This is a genomic window from Streptomyces sp. NPDC110618 (genome assembly GCF_055657065.1).
In genome coordinates this window covers 176,302-199,117 of the sequence record NZ_JBVKBN010000015.1, presented here as the reverse complement: position 1 = coordinate 199,117, position 22,816 = coordinate 176,302, and the positions used below count along the sequence as shown (strand labels likewise).

General features: G+C 70.3%; 24 protein-coding genes. 12 read left to right on the top strand and 12 right to left on the bottom strand.

From position 1 onward, the window contains the following. Positions 1-58: 58 nt before the first annotated feature. Positions 59-1,297: a tyrosine-type recombinase/integrase gene (locus ACZ7L7_RS25160; protein ID WP_237481495.1), complete on the bottom strand. Its 1,239-nt coding sequence runs from the start codon at positions 1,295-1,297 to the stop codon at positions 59-61. Next, the gene (locus ACZ7L7_RS25155) at positions 1,298-1,579 is read right to left on the bottom strand and encodes a helix-turn-helix domain-containing protein (protein ID WP_107502087.1); all 282 of its coding nucleotides are present in this window, start codon (positions 1,577-1,579) and stop codon (positions 1,298-1,300) included. A gap of 468 nt (positions 1,580-2,047) precedes the next feature. Here ACZ7L7_RS25155 and ACZ7L7_RS25150 point away from each other — a divergent pair, with 468 nt between their 5' ends. The 5 genes from ACZ7L7_RS25150 (at position 2,048) to ACZ7L7_RS25130 (ending at position 7,253) form a co-directional block, all read left to right on the top strand. Further along, a complete protein-coding gene (locus tag ACZ7L7_RS25150; protein ID WP_179167084.1) occupies positions 2,048-2,290 on the top strand; it encodes a helix-turn-helix transcriptional regulator in 243 nt (80 codons plus the stop codon). Positions 2,291-2,428: 138 nt separating this feature from the next. Then, complete coding sequence (locus ACZ7L7_RS25145) at positions 2,429-3,688, top strand: DUF3631 domain-containing protein (protein ID WP_472077222.1); 1,260 nt, start codon at positions 2,429-2,431, stop codon at positions 3,686-3,688. Between the two features lie 192 nt (positions 3,689-3,880). Continuing rightward, on the top strand, positions 3,881-4,765 hold the full coding sequence (locus tag ACZ7L7_RS25140; RefSeq protein WP_242782229.1) for a DUF2637 domain-containing protein: 885 nt from the start codon (positions 3,881-3,883) through the stop codon (positions 4,763-4,765). Positions 4,766-4,896: 131 nt separating this feature from the next. Continuing rightward, positions 4,897-5,547: a MobC family plasmid mobilization relaxosome protein gene (locus tag ACZ7L7_RS25135; protein WP_242782227.1), complete on the top strand. Its 651-nt coding sequence runs from the start codon at positions 4,897-4,899 to the stop codon at positions 5,545-5,547. Further along, complete coding sequence (locus ACZ7L7_RS25130; RefSeq protein WP_085571752.1) at positions 5,544-7,253, top strand: relaxase/mobilization nuclease domain-containing protein; 1,710 nt, start codon at positions 5,544-5,546, stop codon at positions 7,251-7,253. The genes ACZ7L7_RS25135 and ACZ7L7_RS25130 overlap by 4 nt, the downstream gene beginning before the upstream one ends. A gap of 360 nt (positions 7,254-7,613) precedes the next feature. Here ACZ7L7_RS25130 and ACZ7L7_RS25125 read toward each other — a convergent pair whose 3' ends face one another. Continuing rightward, entirely contained in the window at positions 7,614-8,168 is a 555-nt protein-coding gene (locus ACZ7L7_RS25125) for a flavoprotein (protein WP_055539106.1), read from the bottom strand. Further along, positions 8,165-8,359, bottom strand: coding sequence for a hypothetical protein (locus ACZ7L7_RS25120; protein WP_425580781.1), 195 nt, complete (start codon positions 8,357-8,359; stop codon positions 8,165-8,167). Before ACZ7L7_RS25120 ends, ACZ7L7_RS25125 begins: the two co-directional genes overlap by 4 nt. A gap of 444 nt (positions 8,360-8,803) precedes the next feature. On the opposite strand from ACZ7L7_RS25120, the gene ACZ7L7_RS25115 reads away from it, so the two are divergent. From ACZ7L7_RS25115 to ACZ7L7_RS25095, 5 genes are all read left to right on the top strand, one after another. Beyond that, positions 8,804-9,778, top strand: coding sequence for an STAS domain-containing protein (locus tag ACZ7L7_RS25115; protein WP_472077219.1), 975 nt, complete (start codon positions 8,804-8,806; stop codon positions 9,776-9,778). Positions 9,779-10,008: 230 nt separating this feature from the next. Next, entirely contained in the window at positions 10,009-10,521 is a 513-nt protein-coding gene (locus ACZ7L7_RS25110) for a DUF5994 family protein (RefSeq protein ID WP_228473096.1), read from the top strand. A gap of 124 nt (positions 10,522-10,645) precedes the next feature. Next, complete coding sequence (locus ACZ7L7_RS25105; protein WP_472077217.1) at positions 10,646-11,839, top strand: PP2C family protein-serine/threonine phosphatase; 1,194 nt, start codon at positions 10,646-10,648, stop codon at positions 11,837-11,839. Positions 11,840-12,010: 171 nt separating this feature from the next. Further along, positions 12,011-12,715 (top strand): DUF5994 family protein, encoded by a 705-nt coding sequence (locus tag ACZ7L7_RS25100; protein WP_261718636.1) that lies wholly within the window; start codon positions 12,011-12,013, stop codon positions 12,713-12,715. 341 nt (positions 12,716-13,056) lie between these two features. Further along, on the top strand, positions 13,057-13,443 hold the full coding sequence (locus ACZ7L7_RS25095; protein WP_261718637.1) for an STAS domain-containing protein: 387 nt from the start codon (positions 13,057-13,059) through the stop codon (positions 13,441-13,443). Here ACZ7L7_RS25095 and ACZ7L7_RS25090 read toward each other — a convergent pair. The 6 genes from ACZ7L7_RS25090 to ACZ7L7_RS25065 all read right to left on the bottom strand — a co-directional run bounded on the left by ACZ7L7_RS25090 (position 13,392) and on the right by ACZ7L7_RS25065 (position 16,110). Next, entirely contained in the window at positions 13,392-13,562 is a 171-nt protein-coding gene (locus ACZ7L7_RS25090; protein ID WP_261718638.1) for a hypothetical protein, read from the bottom strand. The two genes, ACZ7L7_RS25095 and ACZ7L7_RS25090, sit on opposite strands and share 52 nt — an antisense overlap. Before the next feature lie 111 nt (positions 13,563-13,673). Further along, entirely contained in the window at positions 13,674-14,267 is a 594-nt protein-coding gene (amaP, locus tag ACZ7L7_RS25085) for an alkaline shock response membrane anchor protein AmaP (RefSeq protein ID WP_242782222.1), read from the bottom strand. Between the two features lie 10 nt (positions 14,268-14,277). Continuing rightward, positions 14,278-14,967 carry a DUF6286 domain-containing protein gene (locus tag ACZ7L7_RS25080; protein WP_472077214.1) on the bottom strand — a complete coding sequence of 230 codons (690 nt, stop codon included), beginning with the start codon at positions 14,965-14,967 and terminating at the stop codon, positions 14,278-14,280. Continuing rightward, positions 14,964-15,410, bottom strand: coding sequence for an Asp23/Gls24 family envelope stress response protein (locus ACZ7L7_RS25075; protein WP_242782221.1), 447 nt, complete (start codon positions 15,408-15,410; stop codon positions 14,964-14,966). The genes ACZ7L7_RS25080 and ACZ7L7_RS25075 overlap by 4 nt, the downstream gene beginning before the upstream one ends. After that, positions 15,407-15,634 (bottom strand): hypothetical protein, encoded by a 228-nt coding sequence (locus ACZ7L7_RS25070; protein WP_055539113.1) that lies wholly within the window; start codon positions 15,632-15,634, stop codon positions 15,407-15,409. Before ACZ7L7_RS25070 ends, ACZ7L7_RS25075 begins: the two co-directional genes overlap by 4 nt. A gap of 38 nt (positions 15,635-15,672) precedes the next feature. Next, a complete protein-coding gene (locus ACZ7L7_RS25065; protein ID WP_242782219.1) occupies positions 15,673-16,110 on the bottom strand; it encodes an Asp23/Gls24 family envelope stress response protein in 438 nt (145 codons plus the stop codon). Positions 16,111-16,244: 134 nt separating this feature from the next. Here ACZ7L7_RS25065 and ACZ7L7_RS25060 point away from each other — a divergent pair, with 134 nt between their 5' ends. Beyond that, complete coding sequence (locus ACZ7L7_RS25060) at positions 16,245-17,030, top strand: hypothetical protein (RefSeq protein WP_242782218.1); 786 nt, start codon at positions 16,245-16,247, stop codon at positions 17,028-17,030. Between the two features lie 312 nt (positions 17,031-17,342). Beyond that, complete coding sequence (locus ACZ7L7_RS25055) at positions 17,343-18,386, top strand: fatty acid desaturase family protein (protein ID WP_242782217.1); 1,044 nt, start codon at positions 17,343-17,345, stop codon at positions 18,384-18,386. 155 nt (positions 18,387-18,541) lie between these two features. Here the strand turns inward: ACZ7L7_RS25055 and ACZ7L7_RS25050 are convergent, their stop codons facing one another. Together ACZ7L7_RS25050 and ACZ7L7_RS25045 are read right to left on the bottom strand one after the other, a co-directional pair. Further along, on the bottom strand, positions 18,542-19,024 hold the full coding sequence (locus tag ACZ7L7_RS25050) for a DUF5994 family protein (RefSeq protein WP_285516156.1): 483 nt from the start codon (positions 19,022-19,024) through the stop codon (positions 18,542-18,544). A gap of 375 nt (positions 19,025-19,399) precedes the next feature. Beyond that, positions 19,400-22,789, bottom strand: coding sequence for a HelD family protein (locus ACZ7L7_RS25045; protein WP_472077210.1), 3,390 nt, complete (start codon positions 22,787-22,789; stop codon positions 19,400-19,402). Positions 22,790-22,816: the final 27 nt, after the last annotated feature.

The window sequence follows — 22,816 nt, the reverse complement described above, 5'->3', positions numbered from 1 at the left end:
AACAGCGTGGTGGGGCGGCCCCTTCGACTACGGCTCCCCCGCACGGATTAGGCACACATCACGCGGCGCCTTCCTCCAGTGCGGCCACCGCCTCAGCGGCCTTGCGGGCCTGCCGTTCCGCCTTCTCCAATTTGGCCTTCGCCTTGGCCAGCTGCTTGGCGCGGCGCTTGTGCATCTTCTTCGACACCTCGTCCAGACGATCCGGGAAGAGGTGGCCGTACGTGTCCAACGTCAGGGTCGCGGACTTGTGGCCCAGCATCGTCTGTACGACGTTGACGTCCGCGCCGCTGGCGATGGCGAGCGAGGCCGCCGTGTGCCGCAGCTTGTGCGGGGTGACGTTGAGGTGCCCCAGCCCGGCCTTCACGACCGCTGGCGCGAAGAACCGCTGACGGAAGTTACGGGCACGCAGCGGGCCTCCCTGAGGGGCGGTGAAGAGCAACTCCTCATCTCCCCGGCCCTGGAGGTGGGGCTTCAACTCCTCTGCCAGGAACCGCGGGATCGGTACCGACCGGCGCTCGTGGTTCTTGGGGGTGTCGAGGTAGAGCTTGCCGTTGTCCTCGGCGTACGCCTCGACGATGTGCGCTCGGCAGGCGTCCAGGTCCACGCGACCCACCTTCAGCGCGGACGCCTCGCCCCAGCGCAGGCCGGTGTAGGCCAGCAGCAGGATGAACACCCGGTAGGCGCCCGACACGTTGGCCAGCGCGTCGACCTGCATGTCATCGAGGTACACGTGGTCGGCCGGCGCCGCCTTCGGCAAGGGCACGCCGACAGCCGGGTTGACCGCCAGACGACGAGCCTTGACCGCGTAGCCGAGAACGCGGCTGAGGACGACGTACGCCTTGCGGACCGACCGAGGGCTGAGCTTCCTGCCGCCTGCCGCCTCGCCGGACAGCAGATCCGCGAGCCACTCGGCGATGTCCTCGAACAGGATGCGGTCCAACGGTGTGGTGCCCCACCTGGGGATCACGTGGACGTCGAGAACGCCGCGATAGCGGCCCCGGGTCGAACGCTTGAGATGGATCTGCGCGGCCAGCCAGGACTCCGCCACCTCTGCGAATTTCACGCGTGCGGCTGCGGGATCGCGGTAGGAGCCGTCGTTGAGACGGGACTCCATCCTCGTCCGCTCCGCCTCGGCGTCGACCTTGCGGGCGAAGGTCTTCATCTTCGGCTTGCCATCGGGGTCGTACCAGCGCACGCGGTACCGCCCCGGCGGCGTACGGCCCGCCCGCTTGGCTTCCGCCGCGGCCCGTATGTACGTCCCGTGCCCGATGCGGTCCTCAATCCAGACCCGCGCCAACTAGCACCCCCTCCGGTCATTACTGGACACCGACGGGAGCGGCAGGAGCAGGGCCATGGGAGGAACACCGAGCGCGGTGGCGATGGCGACGAGGTCGTCGACATCGCAGCGTCGGTGGGCGCGTTCGGTTCGGCTGAGGGCGGTGTTGGACATCGGGCGGCCCAGCGCGGTGCAGCGGGCGGCGAGCTGGTGCTGGGTCAGGCTGCGCACGAGGCGTAGGTGCTCGATGGCGCGGGCGGTGCGGAGGCCGGCGGGGCCTATTTCGACAGGTCGGGTTGCCATGACAGGTAGCTGTAACTTGCATCCGGCCGTCATAGCAAGAGTTAGTTCTTAAACTCTATAAAAGTCGCCCGGGGGCGAAGTGGTGTTCGTCTCGCCGAATTCCGGTACATCACGAGCCTTTTCAGCGGAGAGGCCGTGCTATCTTCCCTCCGCGTCATGGAGATGGGCGATTTGAGCGACTATCAGCCATAGTGTCCGGTAGGCTGACCGCGCCACTGATGACTGCTGGGCGCTATCTCTGAGCTGCGGAGGTATCGGATTCCGACCCCTCTGCCAGCCGTTGCGCCACAGAAAAATTCCAGGCTCTGCGGGAGCGATTTCGGCAACCGGGGATCCACCCTTACTGTTTGGTCTCCCGCGGCCACGCCGAGAGAACTAGTACAGAGTTTCAGAACTAACTCTGGACTTTTCCCTGGGCGGTGTGGCTGTGTTGTGCAGGCCCGTTGTTCAACACCGAAAAGGAGCCCTGTGCCGAAGACCTCTCCCCGCGGTACCAACGTCCCTGTCGCCACCGCAGCTGCCCAGCGCGGCCCGCTGGCCACCCCTGCGGAGGTCGCCACCTACCTCGGGGTGCCGGTGAAGACCCTCTACCAGTGGAAGTACCGGGGCGTCGGCCCCAACGTGCACAAGGTCGGCCGCCACCTGCGCTACCGCTGGCACGAGGTGGACGCCTGGCTGAACGCCCAGGCCACGTACGACCTCGTGGTCTGACGCCGCCCTTTCAGGGACAGCGAAACGGCTCTCGGCGAGCCACCGCCGAGAGCCGCACAGTCCCTGCCCCATCGCCCCTGAATTGACCGATCCGGTGGGCCGGGCCTTGCCCGTCCGGCCCACCAGGGAGGAACGCCTGTGGACGAACCTACGTCCTCCACCACCCCTACCGCATCCCCGACGCCCACCTGGCCGCCCGTCGCCGTCCCCGGCCAGGCAGCTCCCGCAATACCCGAACCCTCGCCCGCCGAGGACGAGAAGCCGCCCCAGGCTCCAGAGGGCGCCGCCTTGCTGGACGAGCTGCGGGAAGCCATCGCCCGGTACGTGATCCTGCCCAGCAGCGAGGCGCTGACCGCCGTCACACTGTGGGTCGCGGCCACGCACATCCAGCCCGCCCTCCAGCACGCGCCTCGTCTCGCGGTGGTCGGACCGGCGAAACGGTGCGGCAAGTCCCGCCTGCTGGATGTGATCACGGAGACCGTGCGCGAGCCGCTGATCACGGTCAACACCAGCCCGGCGGTCGTCTTCCGCGCCATCGGCGATGACCCGCCCACCCTGCTGGTGGACGAGGCCGACACCATCTTCGGCAGCATCAAGGCCGCCGAGAAGAACGAGGAGCTGCGCGGCCTGCTCAATGCCGGCCACCAGCGCATCCGGCCCGCCCTGCGCATCTCCGGGCCCGAGCACAAGCCTCAGGCGTTCCCCACCTTCGCCATGGCAGCGCTCGCCGGCATCGGGGATCTACCGGACACGGTCATGGACTGGGCGGTGGTGATCCGCATGCAGCGCCGCAAGGATGGTGAGCGGGTCGAGCAGTTCCGCTCCCGCCGCGACATCCCGACCCTGCACGGCCTGCGCGACCGGCTGACCGCCTGGCTGCGCCCCCTGATGGACACCGCAGCGGACTTGGTACCGCCGATGCCGGTGCAGGACCGGGCGGCAGACACCTGGGAACCGCTCGTAATCGTCGCGGAACTGGCGGGCGGCACCTGGCCCGAGGAGGCCCGCGCCGCGTGTGCGTCCATGTGCGCGACCGAGGCAGGCAAGGACGACGAGTCGAACCTGAAGACCCGCCTGCTGCAGGACATCCGGCGCGCCTTCGCACGCTGCGGTGATCCCGACATCATGCGCACCCGGGACCTGCTGGACGAACTCCTCAAGGACCAGGAGGCGCCGTGGGCCGAGTACGGCACCGCCGGCCTGAGCCCACGCCACCTGGGCATCCTCCTCAAGGACTTCGATATCAAGGCCGCCACTCACCGCTTTGAAGGCGGCCGGCAGGCCAAGGGCTTCGCCCGCCTCCGCTTCGCCGACGCCTGGGCCCGCTACTGCCCCGAGGAGCCGACGCCCGACAGCGGCGACGAGAGCACCGCCCCCGGCCCGGGCCTGCACTCGTAAAGACTCGTCGCACTCGTCGCGTCGCAGGTCAGCCCCGCGACGAGTGTCGTCGCCGTGACGAGTCCACTCGTATCACGCCAACCTTCCGTACCTGCTGTGACCAGGCACGCGACGAGTGCGACGAGTGCGCACCCCCTCCCACCAGCCTCACTCGGTGCCCATGGCACCCGCTCCCCGCCTGGAGTACCCCGCTTGCCTTCACGCACCGCCCAAGCTCCCTCGCCGGTACTGACCGCAGCGATCCGCCTCGGGGTCGCCCTGGTCGGCACGATCGGCTTCGCCCTCTCCTACGACGCTCTGCGGCAGATGGCCGTCGCCATCCACGTCCGCGGAATCCTCACGTACGCCTTCCCCCTGGTGATCGACGGTTTCATCGCCATCGGCGTCGCCGCCCTGCTCATCCTGCGCACCGCACCCTGGCGCTCCCGGCTGTACGTCTGGGCACTCGTCGGCATCGCCACGATCACCAGCATCTGGGCCAACGCCCTGCATGCCGTCCGCCTCAACCAGCAGGCTCACACCACCGGGCTCCACCTGGACGACGTCACCGTCGGCGCCCTGTCAGCCATCGCCCCGCTGGCACTGGCCGGAGCCGTCCACCTTGACCTGGTCATCCGCCGCCACCCCACACGCCACGTTCAAGAGGTCGCCACCACAAAGAGCCACAACGCCCCTGGCTACGGCCACAACCACACCGACTACGCCGAGCCGACTCCGTCATCCGAGGGCAACGCCGGTCTGCCAGAGCAAGCAGAGATGCCCGATGTGGCCGGTCGCCCCCGCGACGTGGTGCGGGACGCCGCCAATGTGCCGCAGGCTCGGAAACCGCTCGCCACGGCAGAGGGCCACGAACGCGACGTCACCTTCGACGAACTCCTCGCCCTCGCCCGCACGGCACCGCTGGGACGCGGAGGCCGCGCGTCACGCCGCAACATCGAGGCGGCGATACGAGACGCCGGCTACCGCATCGGCAAGGACCGCCTGACCCGGATCAAGGACCGGGTGCAGGCCGAACTCGACCAGGCCGCCAGCCAGTGGCGGGCCGAGCCCGACAAGGAACCCGCCAACGCCCTCTGAGGCTCCCAGCAGCACCCACCACCCTGCGAACTCGACTTCTCTCGCTCGTCCCCGCGCTGACCAGTACGGGGACGAGCCAGCCGTCGAATCGCGTCACCGTCGCACCGCAACACCACATGGAGAACCGCTCTATGCCCGACCTCCACAATGAACTCCCCACCAGCCAGCAGGAGGTGACCACCGCCGTCACCCAGCCAGCAAGGTATGACGTTGGACCGTCCAAGGGCCGGTCCAACGCGGACACCTCCGCCCCGGGGGTGGCGGAGGACTTCGGGCACCAGGGGGTGCCCGAGGAGGAGGCACCCGCCGACGCAGCCGAGCAGTCGCCCGCCGCCAGCGCCGACGAAGTCACCTTGCGTCGTCTCGCCCGCCGCCGTTCCCGCGAGGACGTCCAGCGCAAAAAGCGTGTCGACGTCCGCTACAGCGTCGACGAGAAGACCCGGATCCTCACCCGGGCCCGTGAGATGGGCATCGCCGGCGCCCACCTCGTCGGCGCCGTGATCATGGCCTACCTCGATGGCGATCTCACCGTGGGCCTGGCCGGGCAGCGCACCCAGCTCGATGATTGCCTCGACAAGCTCGACGCCCTGCGGGCCGAGGTCGCCCGCATCGGCAACAACGTCAACCAGATCGCCCACCGCCTCAACGCCGGAGGGGATCCACACCCTGTGGACACCGCCGTCCTCGCGCAGACCGAGCGCACCCTGGACGCAGTCCGCGCCGCGATCGGCGACATCGCGCAGACCATGAACCACGCTGTCTCCGCGAAGGCGGCCCAGTGATCGCCAAGATCGGCAGCGGCAAGGACACCGCCGGCCTGATCCGGTACCTGTTCGACACGAAGAAGGCCAAGGACCACACCGACCCGCACCTGATCGCCTCCTGGGACGGCTTCGCACCCGACCCAGGCCGCGCCGACGACTTCGACGCCACAAAGAAGCGCCTCGTGGCCGACCTCGACCTGCGGGTCAAGCAAGCCCGCCGACTGGGCCGGGTACCCGAGCGGCACGTGTGGCACTGCTCGGTACGTGCCGCCCCCGGCGACCGGCACCTCACCGACGCCGAGTGGGCGGACATCGCGCGCCGCATTGTGGCGGCCACCGGCATCGCGCCACAAGGCGACCCCGACGGGTGCCGTTGGGTCGCCGTACGCCACGCCGACGACCACATCCACATCGCCGCCACCAAGGTCCGAGGAGACCTGAGCACCGCCCGCCACTGGAACGACTACCTGAAGGCCGACAAGGAACTCGCCGCCATCGAGAAGGAATACGGACTCCTGCAGGTCGTGCGCGGCGACCGCACCGCCACCAAGCGCCCCACCCGCGCCGAGATGGAGAAAGCCCGCCGCGCCGGCACGACTCGGACCTCCCGCGAGCGCCTGCGCACCACCGTCCGCCAGCTGGTGTCCATCGCCACCAGCCCGGAGGAATTCCTCCACCTGCTCGACGGCGTCGAAGGCGTCCTCGTCGATGTTCAGCACTTTCCCTCCGGCGACGTACGCGGGTACAAGGTCGCCGTGGCAGGCGACACCAACGCCGCCGGCGAGCCGATCTGGTTCTCCGGCGCCAAACTCGCCCCCGACCTGTCCTTCCCCAAGATCCGCGAACGCCTCACCGCCATCGAGGCTCCGCCCGCAGCGGAGCCGGGCAGCCGGCGCAGGCCCAACCCCTGGTACCAGGCCACCGCCGCGGCCGAGCGCATCCCCCACCACCTCGACCACGGTGACGACGCGGCAGCCCAGGCCCACATCGCAGCCTTTGGCGAAGCCATCGATGTCCTGCCGCTGCTCGCCCCCAGCCACCTGCGGCCACAGCTGCAACAGGCCGCCACAGCGTTCGAACGCGCCACCCGCTCCCGCATCCGCGCCCAGCAGGACCAGGCACGCGCCCTCCGGGGCGCCGTCCGCGCGCTGCGCACCGTGCCGGTCACCGGTGACGGGTCCGGGCTGGCGATGTTCCTCGACATCGCAGTGCTCGTCATCTTCGCCACAGCCCGCTGGCACCAGGCTCGCCAGCACGACCAGCAGGTCGCCGCCGCCCACCAGGCCCTGGTCCATCTGCAGGCCGTCTCCCAACAGGCTGCTGCCGAGCCACTGGCCGCCCTGGCCCAGCGCCAACCACCGGCCCGCACCATGGAGCGGCACGCCCAGCGGATCCTCGTGATCGTGCCCGAACACGCTCAGCAGATCCTCGACGACCCCGCCTGGCCGGCACTGGCCGCCGCCCTGACCGAAGCCGAGACCGCCGGCCACGATCCCGAGCTGCTCCTCCAGCATGCCGCCCGCCGGCGCACCCTGGACGACGCCCGCTCCACCGCCAGGACCCTCACCTGGCGCATCCAACGCCTCGCCGCCCGGCAGGCCCCCAGCGCCCGAGCACGAGCCGCCCAAGCCCGCACGAGCGTTGCAGCACGAACGGCACAGCGTGGCCAGACCCCACCGAGCCCTTCGCAGCCTGGGCCTGCGGCACCTTCTCGACACCGGTAATTCCGGCACTGACGGCCTCGCGCGCGAGGCCGTCAGCAGGAGGAAGGCACCTGTCCCGTTCACCCCCAGGTTTCCCACACCGCTGACACCACACAACGGGCGCTTGGCCGGTCCAGGACGGGCGCGGGTTTCCTGAGTGAACATTCGCGCGTTTCCTGAGTGAACGCTCTGGTGTTTCCTGAGTGAACGGTCTTTGCCCGGGGGACCCCCTCCTACTTCCGGATCAGCTCGCCTCGGCAGCAGCCCAGCACGTCCGCACGAGGAGGAGTGATTGCCTCGCTCCCCGGTGACCTCGTCGGCAGCCTGGCGAACGGGCGTCGACGATGATCACTGCGGTCCGTCTCCGGTGAAGGAACCGCGTCACCGCACCGTGCTGACCAGAGGCTCCAGCAACTCCAGCGCTTCCTCCCAGCGGAAGCGATCCGCCGCGCCACCGGCCCTCGGCCGGTGCGGTTCGCACGAGCCGATCAGGACGCCCATCCCCTGCAGACGGTCCAGGCTCTGCTGATAGGCAGGGTGGGCGGCCTGGGCTGAGTTCAGGTAGGGCAGTGCCACGGTCGGGATGCCCATGCCGTACGCCTCGCACAGGATGCCCAGGGCGAGGGTGTCTGAGATCCCGGCGGCCCACTTGTTGATCGTGTTGAACGTGGCGGGAGCGACGGCGATCGCGTCCGCCGGAGGCAGGGGGCGCGGGTCTCCCGGTGATCGCCAGGCGGAGCGGATCGGGTAGCCGGTCTGTGCCTCGATCGCCTTGGCGTCGATGAAGCCGAGTCCCTGCGGTGTGGCGATGGCGCCGACGTCCCAGTGCGCCTCCTGTGCGGTGGTGATGAGCTTGCCGACGTCACGGGCAACACCTGCCGCGCACACGACGACGTACAGGAAGGGCTTCTTGTCCGGAGCGGTCGGCTCGGTCACGCGGGGACTCCCAGTTGGCGGCTGAAGTGGTGCAGTTCCGGCAGGGTACGACGGCGGTCGCGGGCGGCCATGTCGGCGACCAGGTTGCGGACGTCGGGACGGCGGATGTCCTGGGCTGCGGCGTGCTGCTGCTGCTGGTAGCTGGCCGGGGCGCCGCAGGTCGTGAGGAAGACGAGCTTGCCGAAGGTCATGCCGTCTCAAAACCTGATCTTCAGACGCCGTGTCGTCGGGGCAAGTCCGCCCGCGCTGCAGGCTGCTCTACGGGAGGGGACACGCTGGAGGTGGCCTTGGCAAACCGGGCCTGGCGCGAACCCATGCGCTCGTACTCGCGGCAGAGCCCGGACCGTGGGGACGGCCCGTGAGGTGATGCGGCCCCTACCGTGCCGCGCGCCCGTCGAAGCAGCCGCTTCCGGTTGCGGCCGACGTACGGTTGAAGTACCGAGGGCACCACGCACTCCGGCCGCCCCGCCGGGTCGTCCTCGGCGAGAGACGAACCCCGGGCCGCCCCAGTGGTCGGTGCGGAGACGGGTCGGCATCATGTCCGCCGCGGTCGAAGCAACTCCGCGCAAGCTCATCATGGCAGGGGCCGCGCTGAACACCCGTGCAGGTCCGCAACCCCGCCGAGGGGAGGCGTGATGGCCTTTGCCCGGCTGGACATCCATCGGCGGAACCGAGGAGAGCGGACGCTCGTCACGCTTGCCGGCGACATCGGGCCGGCCACGACGCCGCTGCTGCGGGCCGCAGTGGAGCAGTGTCTGCTGGACGGTGTCACCGTGATCGACATCGATATGACCACGGTCGGCTCCTGCGACGCCAGGGGCTTGGACGTCCTCCTGTCGGCATCACAGCGCGCCAGCCGGGTCCACGCTCGCCTGCGGCTGCACCATCCGTGCGCGCAGATCACCCGGCTCCTCGATACCACCGGATCGACTTCGCTGCTCCTTACGGCCCCCGTGAGTCCCGTGCCGCCCGCCGCATCCGGCGACCTCATGAGTACCGCGACGCGGGCGCCCGAGGACCCCGCTCGTCGGCCGGATCAGCCGGTCCTCAGGGACGGGATCCGCCTTCGACGGCTGACCCGCCGGCAGGCAGAAGACATGCGCGAGGACATCGCGGACCTGGCTGCGGAGTCCGTCGCGGGCACCGCCGGCGAGGCGTACCACGACCGTGGAGACTTCCTGCACCGCTTGGCGGTCACCGCCCACCGCCCCGGCTTCGCCCTGCTGGTCGCCGAGACGACGGTGCTGGTCGGTTGCGCCTTCGGTTTTCCGGTGGGCTCTGACGGCTCCGGCCGCCGGGGGTTCGACGGAACGCTCCAGGAGATCATCCAGCGGCTCACCTCCCGCGCACGGTTCGTCGTCCTCACCCAGGTCGTGGCCCATCCGCACGCTCAGCACCGCGATATCGCCCGCCGCCTGCAACAGCGTCTGCTCACAGACCTGCGGTCCTCCCTCGGGGTCACCCTGCTGCATCCTGCCGACCAGGCAGGACAAGCCGCCTTCTCGTCCTGGGGCTGGCAGAACATGGGCGAGGTGGTCGGGCTGCCCGGCCCCGTCGCCCCCTGTGTGTTGACCCTGTCTTCCGAAGGGCAGCCCTCGGCACGCCGATGATTCGGCAGAGGAGCGATGAGCCGGCGGTCGTACGCGGCCCGGGCCGCCACGCCACGCGTCGTCCGCCGTACGGACGTGTCTCGACGCGATGGCTGCGCGCCACGCCGCCCGCCACAGCCGGGAGTAGCCTGACAGGTACCGAGAACTGTCGGGCGCACGACCACGGCGGCGCCGTTCCCGGCGAGTGACAGACACGGGCAGCCGGAAACCGCCCGGATCGGGATCGCACGATGAACGCCATCACCAAGTCCGCCAAAGGTACGGCCCCAGGTGACGGACACTCCTACCGGATGCCCTTGCCCCGGCTGCGCCTCACGCCGGATGTCAGCCATGGCCCGCTGGACGGCGCATGGTGGCCGCGCTGCGACGCACTGGAACTGGAGCTGCCCGCGCTGGTCGGCTCCTTGGATCCGAGCATCGGCACCATCACGCGCGTGACCGTGGGTACCGCCGCCTGGCCAGATGCCCCGCAGGAGGTGATGGCACCGGGGCATGTGATCGAGGTGGCCCTGAGCAACGGGGCGGCCGAGATGCATGCCATCACCGTGGACTGCGGCACCGTGGGGCGCTGGGAACTGCTCGTGGTCCCACCGGACGAACCGGCCGGAACGGCAGCCCTGCTGCTGACCGCCGCCTCCGACCCCGAGAACCCCTTGTCCGCCCCGCGCCTGCTGGCACTCGCCGAGAGCGGCCTCGACGGACAGGACACATGGGAGTCGGAAGGAGGAGCCGGACCCAGGTAAGCAGCCCGACCCGGCCTGCCACGCGTACCCGGCGGGCCCGGGCGTCCACGACCCCGTGATGGAGCCATGGCACCGACAGATCCCTTGTCATACCGGCCCGCCCCTGACCATGGCGGGTGAGGGGATGACGGCAGGACGGCGCGCGGACCGCTCCGAGAGCTTCGGAGAAGCTCTCCTCGGAGAGATCCTCGACAGCGCGCACGAATTGCCGCCCCATCTCATCGGGCCCCTGATCGCTGACGTGGTGGACCGGCTCGGTGGCCGCCGACCGCAGGTGCTGTTGCAGGACTACGGCCAGCTGCTGCTCGTACCGCTGCCCGGTGAGGGCCTCACGGGCGGGGAACCTCAGGTGATCGACGACTCCGAGGCGGGCCGCTGCTTCCTCGACGCGGTCCCCGTGGAGGTGCCCCGGGAGGACGGCGTCCGGGTCCACCTGCCCCTGCTGGACGGCGGTGACCAGGTGGGGGTCATGGCCGTGACGCTGGACAGCGTCGACGACCACGACCGCCGCCTGCTGCTCAGAATCTCCGGCCTGGTGGCCGACCTGCTGGTGACCAAGCACGGCTACTCCGACCTGTTCTTCGGCGTCCGACGCGGCGAGGCGATGAGCGTCGCCGCGGAGATCCAGTGGTCGCTGCTGCCACCGCTAGCGATGATCATGCCCCGGGTCGCCGTCGCCGGGATCCTGGAACCCGCCTACGACGTGGGCGGTGACAGCTTCGATTATGCGCTCAACGACGACGTCCTCCACGTGGCCATGATCGACGCGATGGGCCACGGACTGGACGCGGCCACGATGGCCACCGTGGCCATCGGCGCCTACCGCCACGCCCGCCGGGCCAGCATCGGACTGCCGGAGATCTACGACTTCATGGACCGCGCCGTGGCAGAGCAGTTCGGTCCCGAGCACTTCGTCACCGCACAGATGATGCAGCTGGACACGACGACGGGACGGGTGCAGTGGATCAACGCCGGGCACCCGTCGCCGATCCTCGTCCGCGACCACCGCGTCGCACAGCGTCTGGTCGCCCCGACGACCCTTCCCGTCGGCCTGGGTGGTTCGGTGCCTCGGATCAGCGAGCTGGGGCTGGTGCGCGGGGATCGCGTCCTCTGTTTCACCGACGGAGTGGTCGAGGAGCACAAGAGCGGTGGGGAGGAGTTTGGGGAGGACCAGCTGATCGACTGCGTGAACCAACTGGAGAGGACCGGGCGCGGCATCCGGGCGGTGACGCGATCCCTGTCCCACACGCTCAAGCAGGCGAGGGGCGGGCGGACCAGCGATGACGCGACCCTGCTCATGGTGGAGTGGCGCGGCTGACCTCTCACTCCCGCCGTCCGACACCGTTGTGCCGGCCGCGCCCGGCGGCGACGGCCCGTCAGCCCGAAGGACGGGAGCTCCCGGCACGCGCTGACACTGCCGGGAGATCACCCGGCCGGTACTCCACTCCATGTGGCCACTGCTCCGCGCCGCAGCGAAACGCGGAGTAGTGTGGACAGTACCGAGGGCATTTCGCACACCGGCTTCCACGCCGGGTCGTCCCCGGCGAAAGATGAAACCCGGGCCGCCGCAGAGGCGGCCCGGAGACGGGTCCGCATCATGTCGGCGACCTTGTACTCCACTCTGCCGCACCCCGAGTCCGTCGCAGCCCCGGCCGCGCGTCTCGCACTGAAGACCGAGAGCCCCTCCCGCGGACTCCTGGACGGAGCCTGGTGGCCCCGCTCCCGTGATCTGCTGAGCGAACTGCCGGCACTCACCGACGTGTTGGATCCCCTGTGGGGCCGCATCACCCGCATCGCCGTAAACCCGGAACACTGGCCGGTCATCCCCCGCACGGTTCCCGTGGACGGCCACATCGTCAAGGTCGGCTGGTTCACCCCGGAGATCGACCCGCACAAGCTGCTGCTGCTCTCCTACGGCACCGGCCGCTGGGATCTCCTGGTCATCCCGCCCGAGACCGGGGCGGAGTCTGCGGCCCGGCTGATGGCTGCCGCGTCCGACCACGACGGCCCGCCCCTGACCGCGAGCGCGCTCATCGCCGCGGACGAGGCCCGGCACGGCGTCTTGGCGGCCGACCGGCCACTGGACCCGGGCGAGGCATGGGAGTACGAGGGCGGCGCCTCCGCGGTGTCCGTAGCCGTTCCCCCGCAGACCGGTCCGCCCGGCCGGGCCAGCCGGCTGATCATCGGTATGTGAGGTGGCCGCCATGAACGCCTTCCTGACAGCCGCCGCTTTCGTGGTCCTCATCGCAGCGGCGGCGTACGTGATCCACCGGCTCGGCCTCCAGCACGCCGACAGGATCGCCGCGTACCGGTACAGCACCCCCCGGCCCGGCCGCCGTGGCCGCTGCCTGCCGCAGCCGTACCGGGCACCACGAGTGAGCATCCGGGCGCCCCACCGGCCGCCCGGCCGCGCCTCGGTACCGTCGGCTCAGTCCGCGGCGACGCGTGCCCGGGGTGTACACCCGGGCCCCGGACCGGGCGGGAAGCGGCCGGGACCCGTGGACCGAGGCATCTGAGCATCCGAACCGAGGCGTCATGACTCTTCCGCAGCTGAACATCTACCGGCACGACCGGGACAGGCGGGCACTGGTCACCCTGGCCGGTGTGATCGACCCCGCCACCGCGCCCCAGGTGCGCGCCGCTCTGGAGCGGTGCCTGCGGGACGGCATCACCCTCATCGACGTCGATCTGACCACCGTCGACCGCTGTGACAGCAGCGGCCTGCGCGTCTTCCTCGACGTGTCACGGCACGCCGCCGAGACCCACGCGTCCCTGCGGCTGCACCACCCCTCCCCGCAGACCGAACGACTGCTCATGGACACGGGCTCCGACCGTCTGCTCCGTACGACGAGGCCAGGAGGGGCGCGGCCTCAGCGGGCCGGGCGCCGAGGAGATCGCCACACGGAGCGGGCCGCCAGGTAGAGCAGATCGGCGATGAGGAGCAGTACACCGGCGGACGTCAGATAGAGCATGCCGTCGACGCCCGCCCCGATGGTGATCAGAGCGATTCCGGCGACGAGCAGGGTCAGGAACAGGACCATGCGGAATGCCTCCCTGGAGAGAACCGCGGCGTAGATGCCTTAGGGGCAGTCGTGAAGACCTGCCCTGCGAGCCAGACCGGGTCCCCCGTTGGGAGTCAGGCCCTGTGGATCTCAGCCGACGCGTCGTGCGCGGTGGCGGACTTCCTTGAGTCGGACCTTCGAGGGGAGGCGGTCCAAGCCGGCCGAGTCCCGCGCGTGCGTGAGTGTTTCCCGGCTCAGTCGCCCCAGAGTCCACGCTGGATCCGCATGAGGCTCCAGCAACAGCCGCACGCGCGCAGCCGGAGCGGAGCTTCGGCCCGTCAGCCGTGCATGCGCCCCCGAGACCCCGTCCAGGGCCTGCGCCTCTTCCTCGATCACGTCCTCCAGTGTGCCGCCGTCGAGCCGGGCCGCCGCCCCGTCCCCGCTGTCGACGAGGACGCCGCCCAGGCGGCGCCTGCGCTGTGCGAGGAGCCACCACAGCAGCAGGACCAGCAGCACCGCGAGCACCGCGATGACGGTCGGCCACCACCAGCCTTCCTCCCGCCACCGGGTGCGTCCCTCGGTGCCCAGCACCACGTCGTCCGGCCCGCGGAAGGGCCACCAGCCCGGCATGCCGAAGTCCCAGCGGCGCGGCAGGTCCAGCCCGCCCAGCAGCACGCCGCCGCCCAGAGCGAACAGTCCAAGGCCGAGAAGCCCCAGCAGCACCCGGTTCACCGTCCTGAGCATCAGGATCACCTCAGCCCTTCTTCGGACGCCGGACGCGCACGGTCAGCGTGGGTTGCCGGGCGAGTCCCAAGGACGTCACGGCTTGGCCCAGCTCGCTGTCCAGGTCCGCGCGGACGTCCTCGAGTTCGCGGAAATGGGCGCGCGCCCGGGCTTTGACCTTCCGGCGGCCGACAGCGACGCGTGCCGACTGGACACCGGGCACCTGCACGGCCCGGTCGCGCAGAACCAGGGCGGCCGCGCGGCGGTCGAGCCCGGCGCGGACCTCCCCTGTCCCAGGGATACCGGTGGGCTGGCGCATGGGCAGCAGCCTGCGCAGTCCCGGCGTCACCGCCAGCAGGAACAGCCACAGGCCGAGGGCCATCGCCACTGCGGCCCCGACGATCACCCAGATGTCATCCAGTGGCCGTGTGGCCAGTTCCTCGGCGAGCCGCAGCCGCCAGCGCATCGCAGACCGACCTGCCCGGACCGAGACCACGTCGTACAGGAGCAATCCGATGGCCGCGGCGGACAGCAGGGCCACCACGGCCGCGGGAATCCGCCGCGCTGACCAGAAACGGCGCGCCGACCGGCCTGGTTCATCGATCGCCGCCGTCGCGCCCGAGCCCGCCCCCGGGGTGCCGTCGGCGGACGGAGCTGCCTGTCCGGGTTCGGGGGGAAGGTCGCTGTCACCGGTCGGCTGCCGCCAGGTGTTCGCGCTCATCTCACCCTCTCCTGGTCCGTGTGGCGCGTATGCACCGAGTGCAGCCTCTCGACCGACACCGCAAGGTCGGACACCTCCATGCCGGCCCATGTCCTGAGCCGTTCGGTAACCTCCCGACGCACTGCGGCGCACTGCGCCCCGATGTCGGACGGATAGCCGAGCTCGACGGTGATGCGCATCCGTGCCTCGCCGAGCGCCGCCTGCCGTCCGCCGACAGCCTCGGCGCCTCGTCCTGCGGTATCCCGCTCCGGTGCCCGCCGCACGGAAGTGGTCACGCGTGGCATCCGGCGGCCGGGTGGTACGTGGTCGACCGAGTCGGTGAACCGGCTCAGCGCCTCGCGCGCCACGTGGGAAGCGATCTTCGCAACGACCCGGTCGGCGATGGTGATCGCACCACGCTCCCCACGGGGAATGCCCGGACGCCGATTGGCTTCACCGGTCACTGCCGCCAGTCTCCCCGTGCCCGTCGCCGGTCATCTCGGATCCGCTCCTGCCGGTCCCGGCGGCGGACGAAGTCGCCCGGTTCGAGATCGCCTTCCATGAACCGCCCGACCACGAGTCCGACGACACCCAGCCCCAGCACCAGCAGGAAAGCCCAGAAGTCACCGAAATACGCGGCGAAACCCAGCGCCATCCCGGCCATCAAGCCCACCACAGCCCTGCTCATGACGCGCTCCTTCACTCAAGCGGACTGCACCGCCCCGGCTACTGGATCCGCTGCCGCTCCTCCCCTTCGTCCTCATCGTCGGGGAGCTTCACATCGCTGACCATGATGTTGACTTCCACAACTTCCCGCCCCGCCATCCGCTCCACCGCGGCAATCACGTTCTCCCGCACCTCACCGGCCACGTCCGTGATGGAGACGCCGTAATCGACGACGATCTCCAGATCGATGGCCGCCTGCTTCTCTCCGACCTCGACACTGACCCCGCGCGTGGCGGACTTGCCACTGCCGGCACCGGGCATCCGCTCCCGCATGGATCCCATTGAGCGCGCGAATCCGCTGCCCAGGGCATAGACGCCGCGCACCTCGCGAGCCGCCATTCCGGCGATCTTCTCCACCACCACATCGGCGACCGTCGTCCGGCCACGAGAAGCGGGAGCGCCACTGCGCCTTGCGCCGGTGATCTCGGTCTCGGTCATCGGGATATTCCTCCCTCAAGGGCCCATCTAGCCCTCTTTTCTGCACTTATATTCACATTAGAGCGCATTGCCCGAATCTGACACTGCGCCTGCGCGAGGCTCGGACAAGTCGCCTGAGAGAGGGTGCGAGGCCAGTGAAGACCGAAGCAGGGACGCAGGCGGTACGGCACCAGTTCGGCCTGGGCCGACTGCTCCCGCTGGGCGGGCCCGCCGACGGGGCATGGATCACCGAGCAAGCGGCCATCCAGGCCCTCAGGCGGGCCGCGAACGAGATTCCCGGTGTGCGGCTGGAGTCTGTGCGCATCGGGCCGGCGCCGCTCGAATCCGTGTCCGAGCCGGCCGTCCGTCCGCCGGCCAGCGCGCTGCCGCCGAGCCCGCTCAGGATCAAAGCCGCCTTCTCGGCACCACTCGGGGAGCCACTGCCCGAAACCGCCGACCAGTTGAGGAGCAGACTGCTGGACGCGGCCGCTCGACGGCTCGGCCTGGCGACCGTGGCAGCCGACCTGCGCGTCACGGATCTCCATGAGGTCCCGCAGACAGGTCCAGAGACGCGGACCGCTGCGGGATCCATGACGCGCACGCCGCAAAGCACAGCCGTGGCAAGGACCGCGGCCGCACGCAGCTCGCTCCCCGTGACCGGGGCGGGCTCCCCGCGACGGCCCGTCGGGGATCTGGCGGACGTCGCAGCGGGTGTTCCGGGCGTCGCCGGCCTCACCACCGTGCTGGGGAGCCGCCCGGTCAGGATGGAGGACCATGCCGACCCACCCGGCCGGCGTGTCGAGGTCCACCTCGCGGTCGCCCCCGGACACCATCCCCTGGAAGTCGCGCGCGCCGTCCGGGCCGCCGTGGCCAAGGCGGCGACCACCGACGCCCCGGGCCCGGTCACCGTTGCCGTCCTCATCACCGAGACAGCGGCTTGACCGGCCAGGCGTGGAGCACTCATCAGCAGATCCGCTTCACCGGCTGGAGTCGGTTCTGTCTGCCGACATGCACGCGGACCGCTCCGGAGGCCCCGTCTGACACGGTGTGAGACGCCTGCGGCGGGGTACCCGCTAGAAACAGAGGGTCTGCGCAGCAGCCGCTGACGGATGAAGCAGACGCCTCCCAGCTCCGTGGTCGTGTGATGTGTCCCGCAACCACGGAGGACGACAAGCCCTGCCTGCGGCCCGGTCCAGCGGCTCCCGGGGCGGCGCCGGGCCACTCGGCCCTTCTTCGGAGAGAGTTTCACCATCATGAGCAGTAACACCGCGGTCCGCCCCCCGCCCTCGGAGGCGTCCGGAAGTGACTTCGCCCGCCTGTCGAAAAAGATCGCCGCCGCCGGGCTGCTGGGGCGCCGTCCCGGCTACTACGCGCTGCGGACCACGGTGGTGGCCGGGCTCTACGTCAGTGGGTGGGCCGCCGTCGCGCTCATCGGCGACAGTTGGTGGACTCTGGCGGTCGCCGCGTTCCTTGGCGTTGTCTTCGGCCAGGTCGCCCTGCTCGCCCATGACGCGGCGCACCGCCAGGTGTTCCGCCGGCGGCGGGCCAGCGAGGTGTCCGGACGGATCGCCGGTGCCGGTATCGGGATGGGCTACGGCTGGTGGCAGGACAAGCACACCCGCCACCACGCCAACCCCAACCACGAGGAACTCGACCCCGACCTCGACCCCGACCTGCTGGTCTGGTCCCAGGACCAGGCGCGGGCGGCCAAGGGGCTCCCCCGCCTGATCGGCCGCTGGCAGGCGTTCCTGTTCTTCCCGCTCCTGACCCTGGAGGGCTTCAACCTGCACGTGTCGAGCGTGAAGGCACTGGCCAATCGTTCGCTGAAGCACCGCACGCTCGACGGCGTCCTGCTGTTCACGCACTTCGTGCTCTACCTGACCGTGCTGCTGTGGCTGCTGCCGCCCGGCATGGCGATCGCCTTCCTCGCCGTCCACCAGTGCCTGTTCGGCGTCTACCTGGGCTCCCTCTTCGCGCCCAACCACAAGGGCATGCCGATCCTGACAGGCGAGGACCGCCCGGACTTCCTCCGTCGCCAGGTGCTCACCTCACGCAACGTGCGCGGCGGCATGCTCACCGACATCGCACTGGGCGGGCTGAACCACCAGATCGAGCACCACCTGTTCCCCAGCATGCCCAGCCCCAACCTGCGCAGGGCCCGGACCATCGTGCGGCGCCACTGCCAGGAACTGGGTGTGGACTACGTGGAAACCGGGTTGGTCACCTCCTACCGGTTGGCCCTCGCCAGTCTCCACCGTGCCGGAGCACCGCTCCGGCAGGCACGTGTCCCCATCTGAGAGACCCTGCCGGAGCCGTCGGAGGCCGTGATGTGGCCACCGTCGACACGCCCCGGTCCGCGCGGAGCACCGCGAAGAGCACGACGGCTGCAGTGGCGCGGCTGACCTCGCCCGCCGTCCGACACCGTTGCGCCGTCGAGCCCGTCGGTGATCCGTCAGCCCGGCGAACCGCGCCCGCTCCCGGTGTCGATGAGGATCTGTTCCGCCTGGCTGATGTTGTCCGCCCGGACCGCCTGGGCCATCGCGGTGCGGGCGGCGTCCGGTGCCGTGTCCGGCGGGACCACCAGGAGCGAGAAGATGTCCCGGTCGCCCCGGGTGATCAGGACCGTGTCGTCACCGACCGGGAAGGAATCGATGTGCACCACGCGGTCGTCCACGAGGATGCGCGTCGGGAGACCTTCCCAAGCTGCGGTGTCCAACCCCACGCGGGCCACAGGGCCGAGATGGGCGATGAGGGCACTCAGCAGCGCGGGCAGCTCGGCGCCCATGTCGCGCGAGCGCGGCCACCACGCACCATCGAGGACACCTTCACGTGATGCGGTCGTCTCCAGCCGGAGAAGCGCACAACCCGGCCGCACGGCCTCGTGGACACCGCTGGGCAGACGCCGGGGAACAGGAGGTGTATCCGAGCTGGTCATGAGGACCACCCGTCTGTAGGGCAGGCGCGACAACGGGACCGCCTCGCACCTGCCACCCTACTCCTGGTGTCACGCGCGCCGGCGTCTCCGAAATCGCCCTCTACCGACCGGCCCCAGCCGGAACGGATCCAGCACACATGAGGCCGGGAAACCCCGTGAACACACGAGAACCACGGAGGAGTGTTTTCCCAGGCCAGGCGACCTGCAGCGAGCGTTTCCACAGGTCGCAGGCTCGTTCGGAGAAAACTCCTAAAGCGGGTGTCGCAGGTTCGAATCCTGCCGGGGGCACCAGTCAGAAGGCCCCGGACCTCTCGTCCGGGGCCGTTTGCGTGAGCGGATGGAGAGCCGACCCCCGAAGTCGCTCCAGCGGAGTGGCTACGCCATCCCGGAGCCCAAGGCGGTTGCCACGTCGTGGCCGCCCCAGCTGTCGGGGGTGCGCCAGAGGACCTGAACCCCGAAGACGCCGAACACGGTGTCGGCCGACCAGTCCTCGGCGGGCGGTTCGCAGAGCACCAGGTAGAGGCGGTCGGCAGGAGTGGGCAGGGTGTGGTTGATCTCCAGGAGGCGGGTGGCTCCCGCGCGGAGGTCGGCGTAGGTGGAGCAGCCGGCACCGAGGACTTCGTAGAGGAAGTGGCCGTCGTCCGCGATTCGGCTGACGTCGACGACCGGGGAGTCGGTCGGCTGCAGGTCCGCCCAGAGCAGGGCGGACTTGAGGGCGTACCGCACCGCCTCGTGCTTTCTGCACGTACGGTCGGCAGTCGCCTCACTCTCCAGCGAGTGCAGCAGATGCGGTGCGGGCGTGGCCGGCAGGTCATCGGCGGGGGTCACGGGCTCGGTTTCCTTCTGCTCGGTCTGCTGCTCAGCGAGTGCGGGTGGGTCGTCGGCTTTGGGTTCGCCCGTCGCGACCCGGCTCTGGAGCGCCTCCCGGGCTTCGTGCAGGGCCTGGGTCCAGCCGGTGCGTGCCAGGTCCGTCCGGAGGCGGTTCACGTCCAGGTCGCCTTCCTTGAGCGCGCGGTTGGTGTGCACCGCGAGGTCGCGCAGGAGGCTGAGGCGGTGCTTGTCCGGGGACCCGAGCACGCGACGCACGTCCACCCAGTCCGCCTGGTCGCGGCGCAGGACACGGTTGGCCATGCCCTTGAGCTCGGACAGACGTTCACGTGCCTTCTCCGGGACGGTTCCGTCACCGTTGGCCAGTTCGTCGACAACGCTGAGCGCCGCCAGGTAGCGTTCCGCCATTCTCGGTGAGATGGGCTGGCGACCGCGCTGGTCCGCGGTGAGCAGGCAGTGGTTCGTCTCGTGGGCGAACACCCAGCAGTCCAGTACCTCGCCGGGGCGCGGGGGCACCGAGCCGTGGCGGACAGTCAGGACCAGAGGGACGTCGATCGCGGGAGACAGGGCCTTGACCCTGTACCGGCCGCCGGGTGCCCGGCCGGTCACCCGGACCCGGACGTCCGTACCGATGTCGGGGACGTCGGCATCTGCCATGCCCGGTTCGCCTTCGGTGGGTGCTGGTTCGGTACTGCCGCCGTCGGTGCTCGTGAGGGCCTCCGGGAGCGGGGAGGTGTGCAGGACGGTCAGACTCTGGGTGCTGCGGGTGAGCGCGACGTACAGCTGGCGCAGTCCGGCCGGGCCCCGGGCGGCGATGGTGGCGGGTTCGACGACGAGGACGTGGTCGTACTCCATGCCCTTGGCCTGGGCGGCAGCCAGCACGGACACCGCCTCGCGTTCCTGCTCGGTGATGCCGTCGGCCAGGTCCAGGTGGCGACTGATCTCGTCGATCCAGCCGGAGTCGTCGGGAACGATGACCGCCACGGAGCGCAGGGTCTGCCCGTCGCTGGTGCCGATGAGGCGGGTGGCTTCCGCCACGGTGTCGCCGAGGAGCTTCCACGGCTCCGTCGCCACTGTCCGTACGGCGTCCTCGCCCGCCGCGCGCACGGCCTGCGGGTAGGGCAGCGTGGGGGCGACGGTACGGGCCAAGGGGGCGACGAAGTCCATGATTTCGGCGGGTACGCGGTAGCTGGCGTTCAGTTCGGCCACGCGCCAGTCGCCGTGGTCGGACAGGAGGGTGCCGAGGCGGTCCCAGTCGGTGTGGGTGTGGGGGCCGGTGGCCTGGGCGAGGTCGCCGAGGACGGTCATGGAGCCCTGCGCGGCGCAGCGCCTGCGCAGGGAGCGGGCCTGCATGGGGGTCAGGTCCTGTGCCTCGTCGATGACGATGTGCCCGTACCGCTGCGGGGTCTCCCCCGTGATGAGGTACCGCAGTTCTTCGAGGCAGACCTGGTCGTCGAGCGTCCAGGGGTCGGCGTCGGCCGTGTCGGCCCGAGGGCGGCGCAGAGCGGCCTGCTCCGTCGGGTCGAGAATGCCCTCGGCGCAGGTGCGCAGGAGGTCTTCGGAGTCGTAGAGGGTGCGGAGGGCTTCCCTGGCACCGGGTGAGGGCCAGACACGTTCGATGAGGCGCTCGACCTGACGGTTGCGTTCCAGGTCGCGGCGGATCGTGCTGTCACGGCTGCGGCGAGGGGCGACGGCGACGAGTTCTTGCAGCAGGCGGTCGACGAGCAGCCCGCGGAAGCGGTCGCGGCGCTCTCGGTAGGAGCCGTCACCCTGGCGCACGTCTTCGAGGATCGACAGCAGTTCGGAGCGCGGGACGCGCAGGGTCGTGCTGCCGACGGTGACGGTGAGTTCAGGCTTGGCCCCCTTGTAGGTGGCCGTGGTGGTGAACTCGTCGACGGCGTCGGGACGGCACTCGATCTCCACGCGCCGCCGCAGGACGGCCGCCATGCGTTCGTCGGACTTCACCATCCGCGCCGCGGGGGTGTCGGTGCCGAGGATCTCGCCGTCCCACAGCCGCGTCACCTGCACGGCGTTGACGTTCCGGGTGCCGAGCGTGGGCAGCACCTGGCTCACGTATTCCAGGAACTGCTGGTGGGGGCCGACGACGAGGATGTCCTGGGCTTTGAAGTGGTCGTTGTTGACGAGCCAGGTCACGCGGTGCAGGCCGACCGCCGACTTGCCGGTACCCGGGCCGCCCTGGATGACGAGGATGTCGGAGGGCGAGCCGGTGACCAGGGCCATCTGGTCGCGGCGGATGGTCTCGACGATGTCCCGCATGCTGCCGCGACGAGAGCGCTGAAGCTCGCGGAGGAGCAAGTCGTCCGGCTGCAGCGGCTTCTGGCGCTGGAGGCGGGCGATGTCGGCGGGCGTGGGGACGGGCGGGCTCGGTGCTCCCTCCTTCTGCGTGACGGTGGCCGGTTCCGCGGGCCGGGCCTCCTGCTGGGCATCGTCCGCGGCCGGCCGTGGCTGCGGGACGGGCGCGGCGGCGGTGATCTCGTCGAAGTAGTCCTCGACGACACGCTGTACACAGCGCAGTCGCCGCCGCAGGAGCACCTCGCCCGGGGCATCGGGCAGCGCGTCGAGCCACTTCTTGGCCTGCCGGCTGGTCCACAGCACGACGACGATGTCGCGGGTTCGGATGTCGGAGACGGCACGTCGGCCGACGTACCAGGTCCTGGGCCCTCCGCCGGGCTCGTCCTCGTCCAGCGCGTCGACACGGCTGATGACCAGCGACTCGTTGCCGAGTCCGTCGTATGCCGCGGCCTGCTCCTCGGCCTCGATCCGGTTGGCGACGCTGTCCTTGCCGCTGGCGGAGGCCAGGGCGACCGAGCCCCCGGTCAGCTCGGCCAGCCGCGCGGCATAGCAGTCGTAGGCGTAGTCCACCGCTTTCTGCTCGACGGCGATGATCTCGTCGCGCGTGGTGGTGTCGATGTACATACCCCTCCCCTTGCAACACCCCGGAGG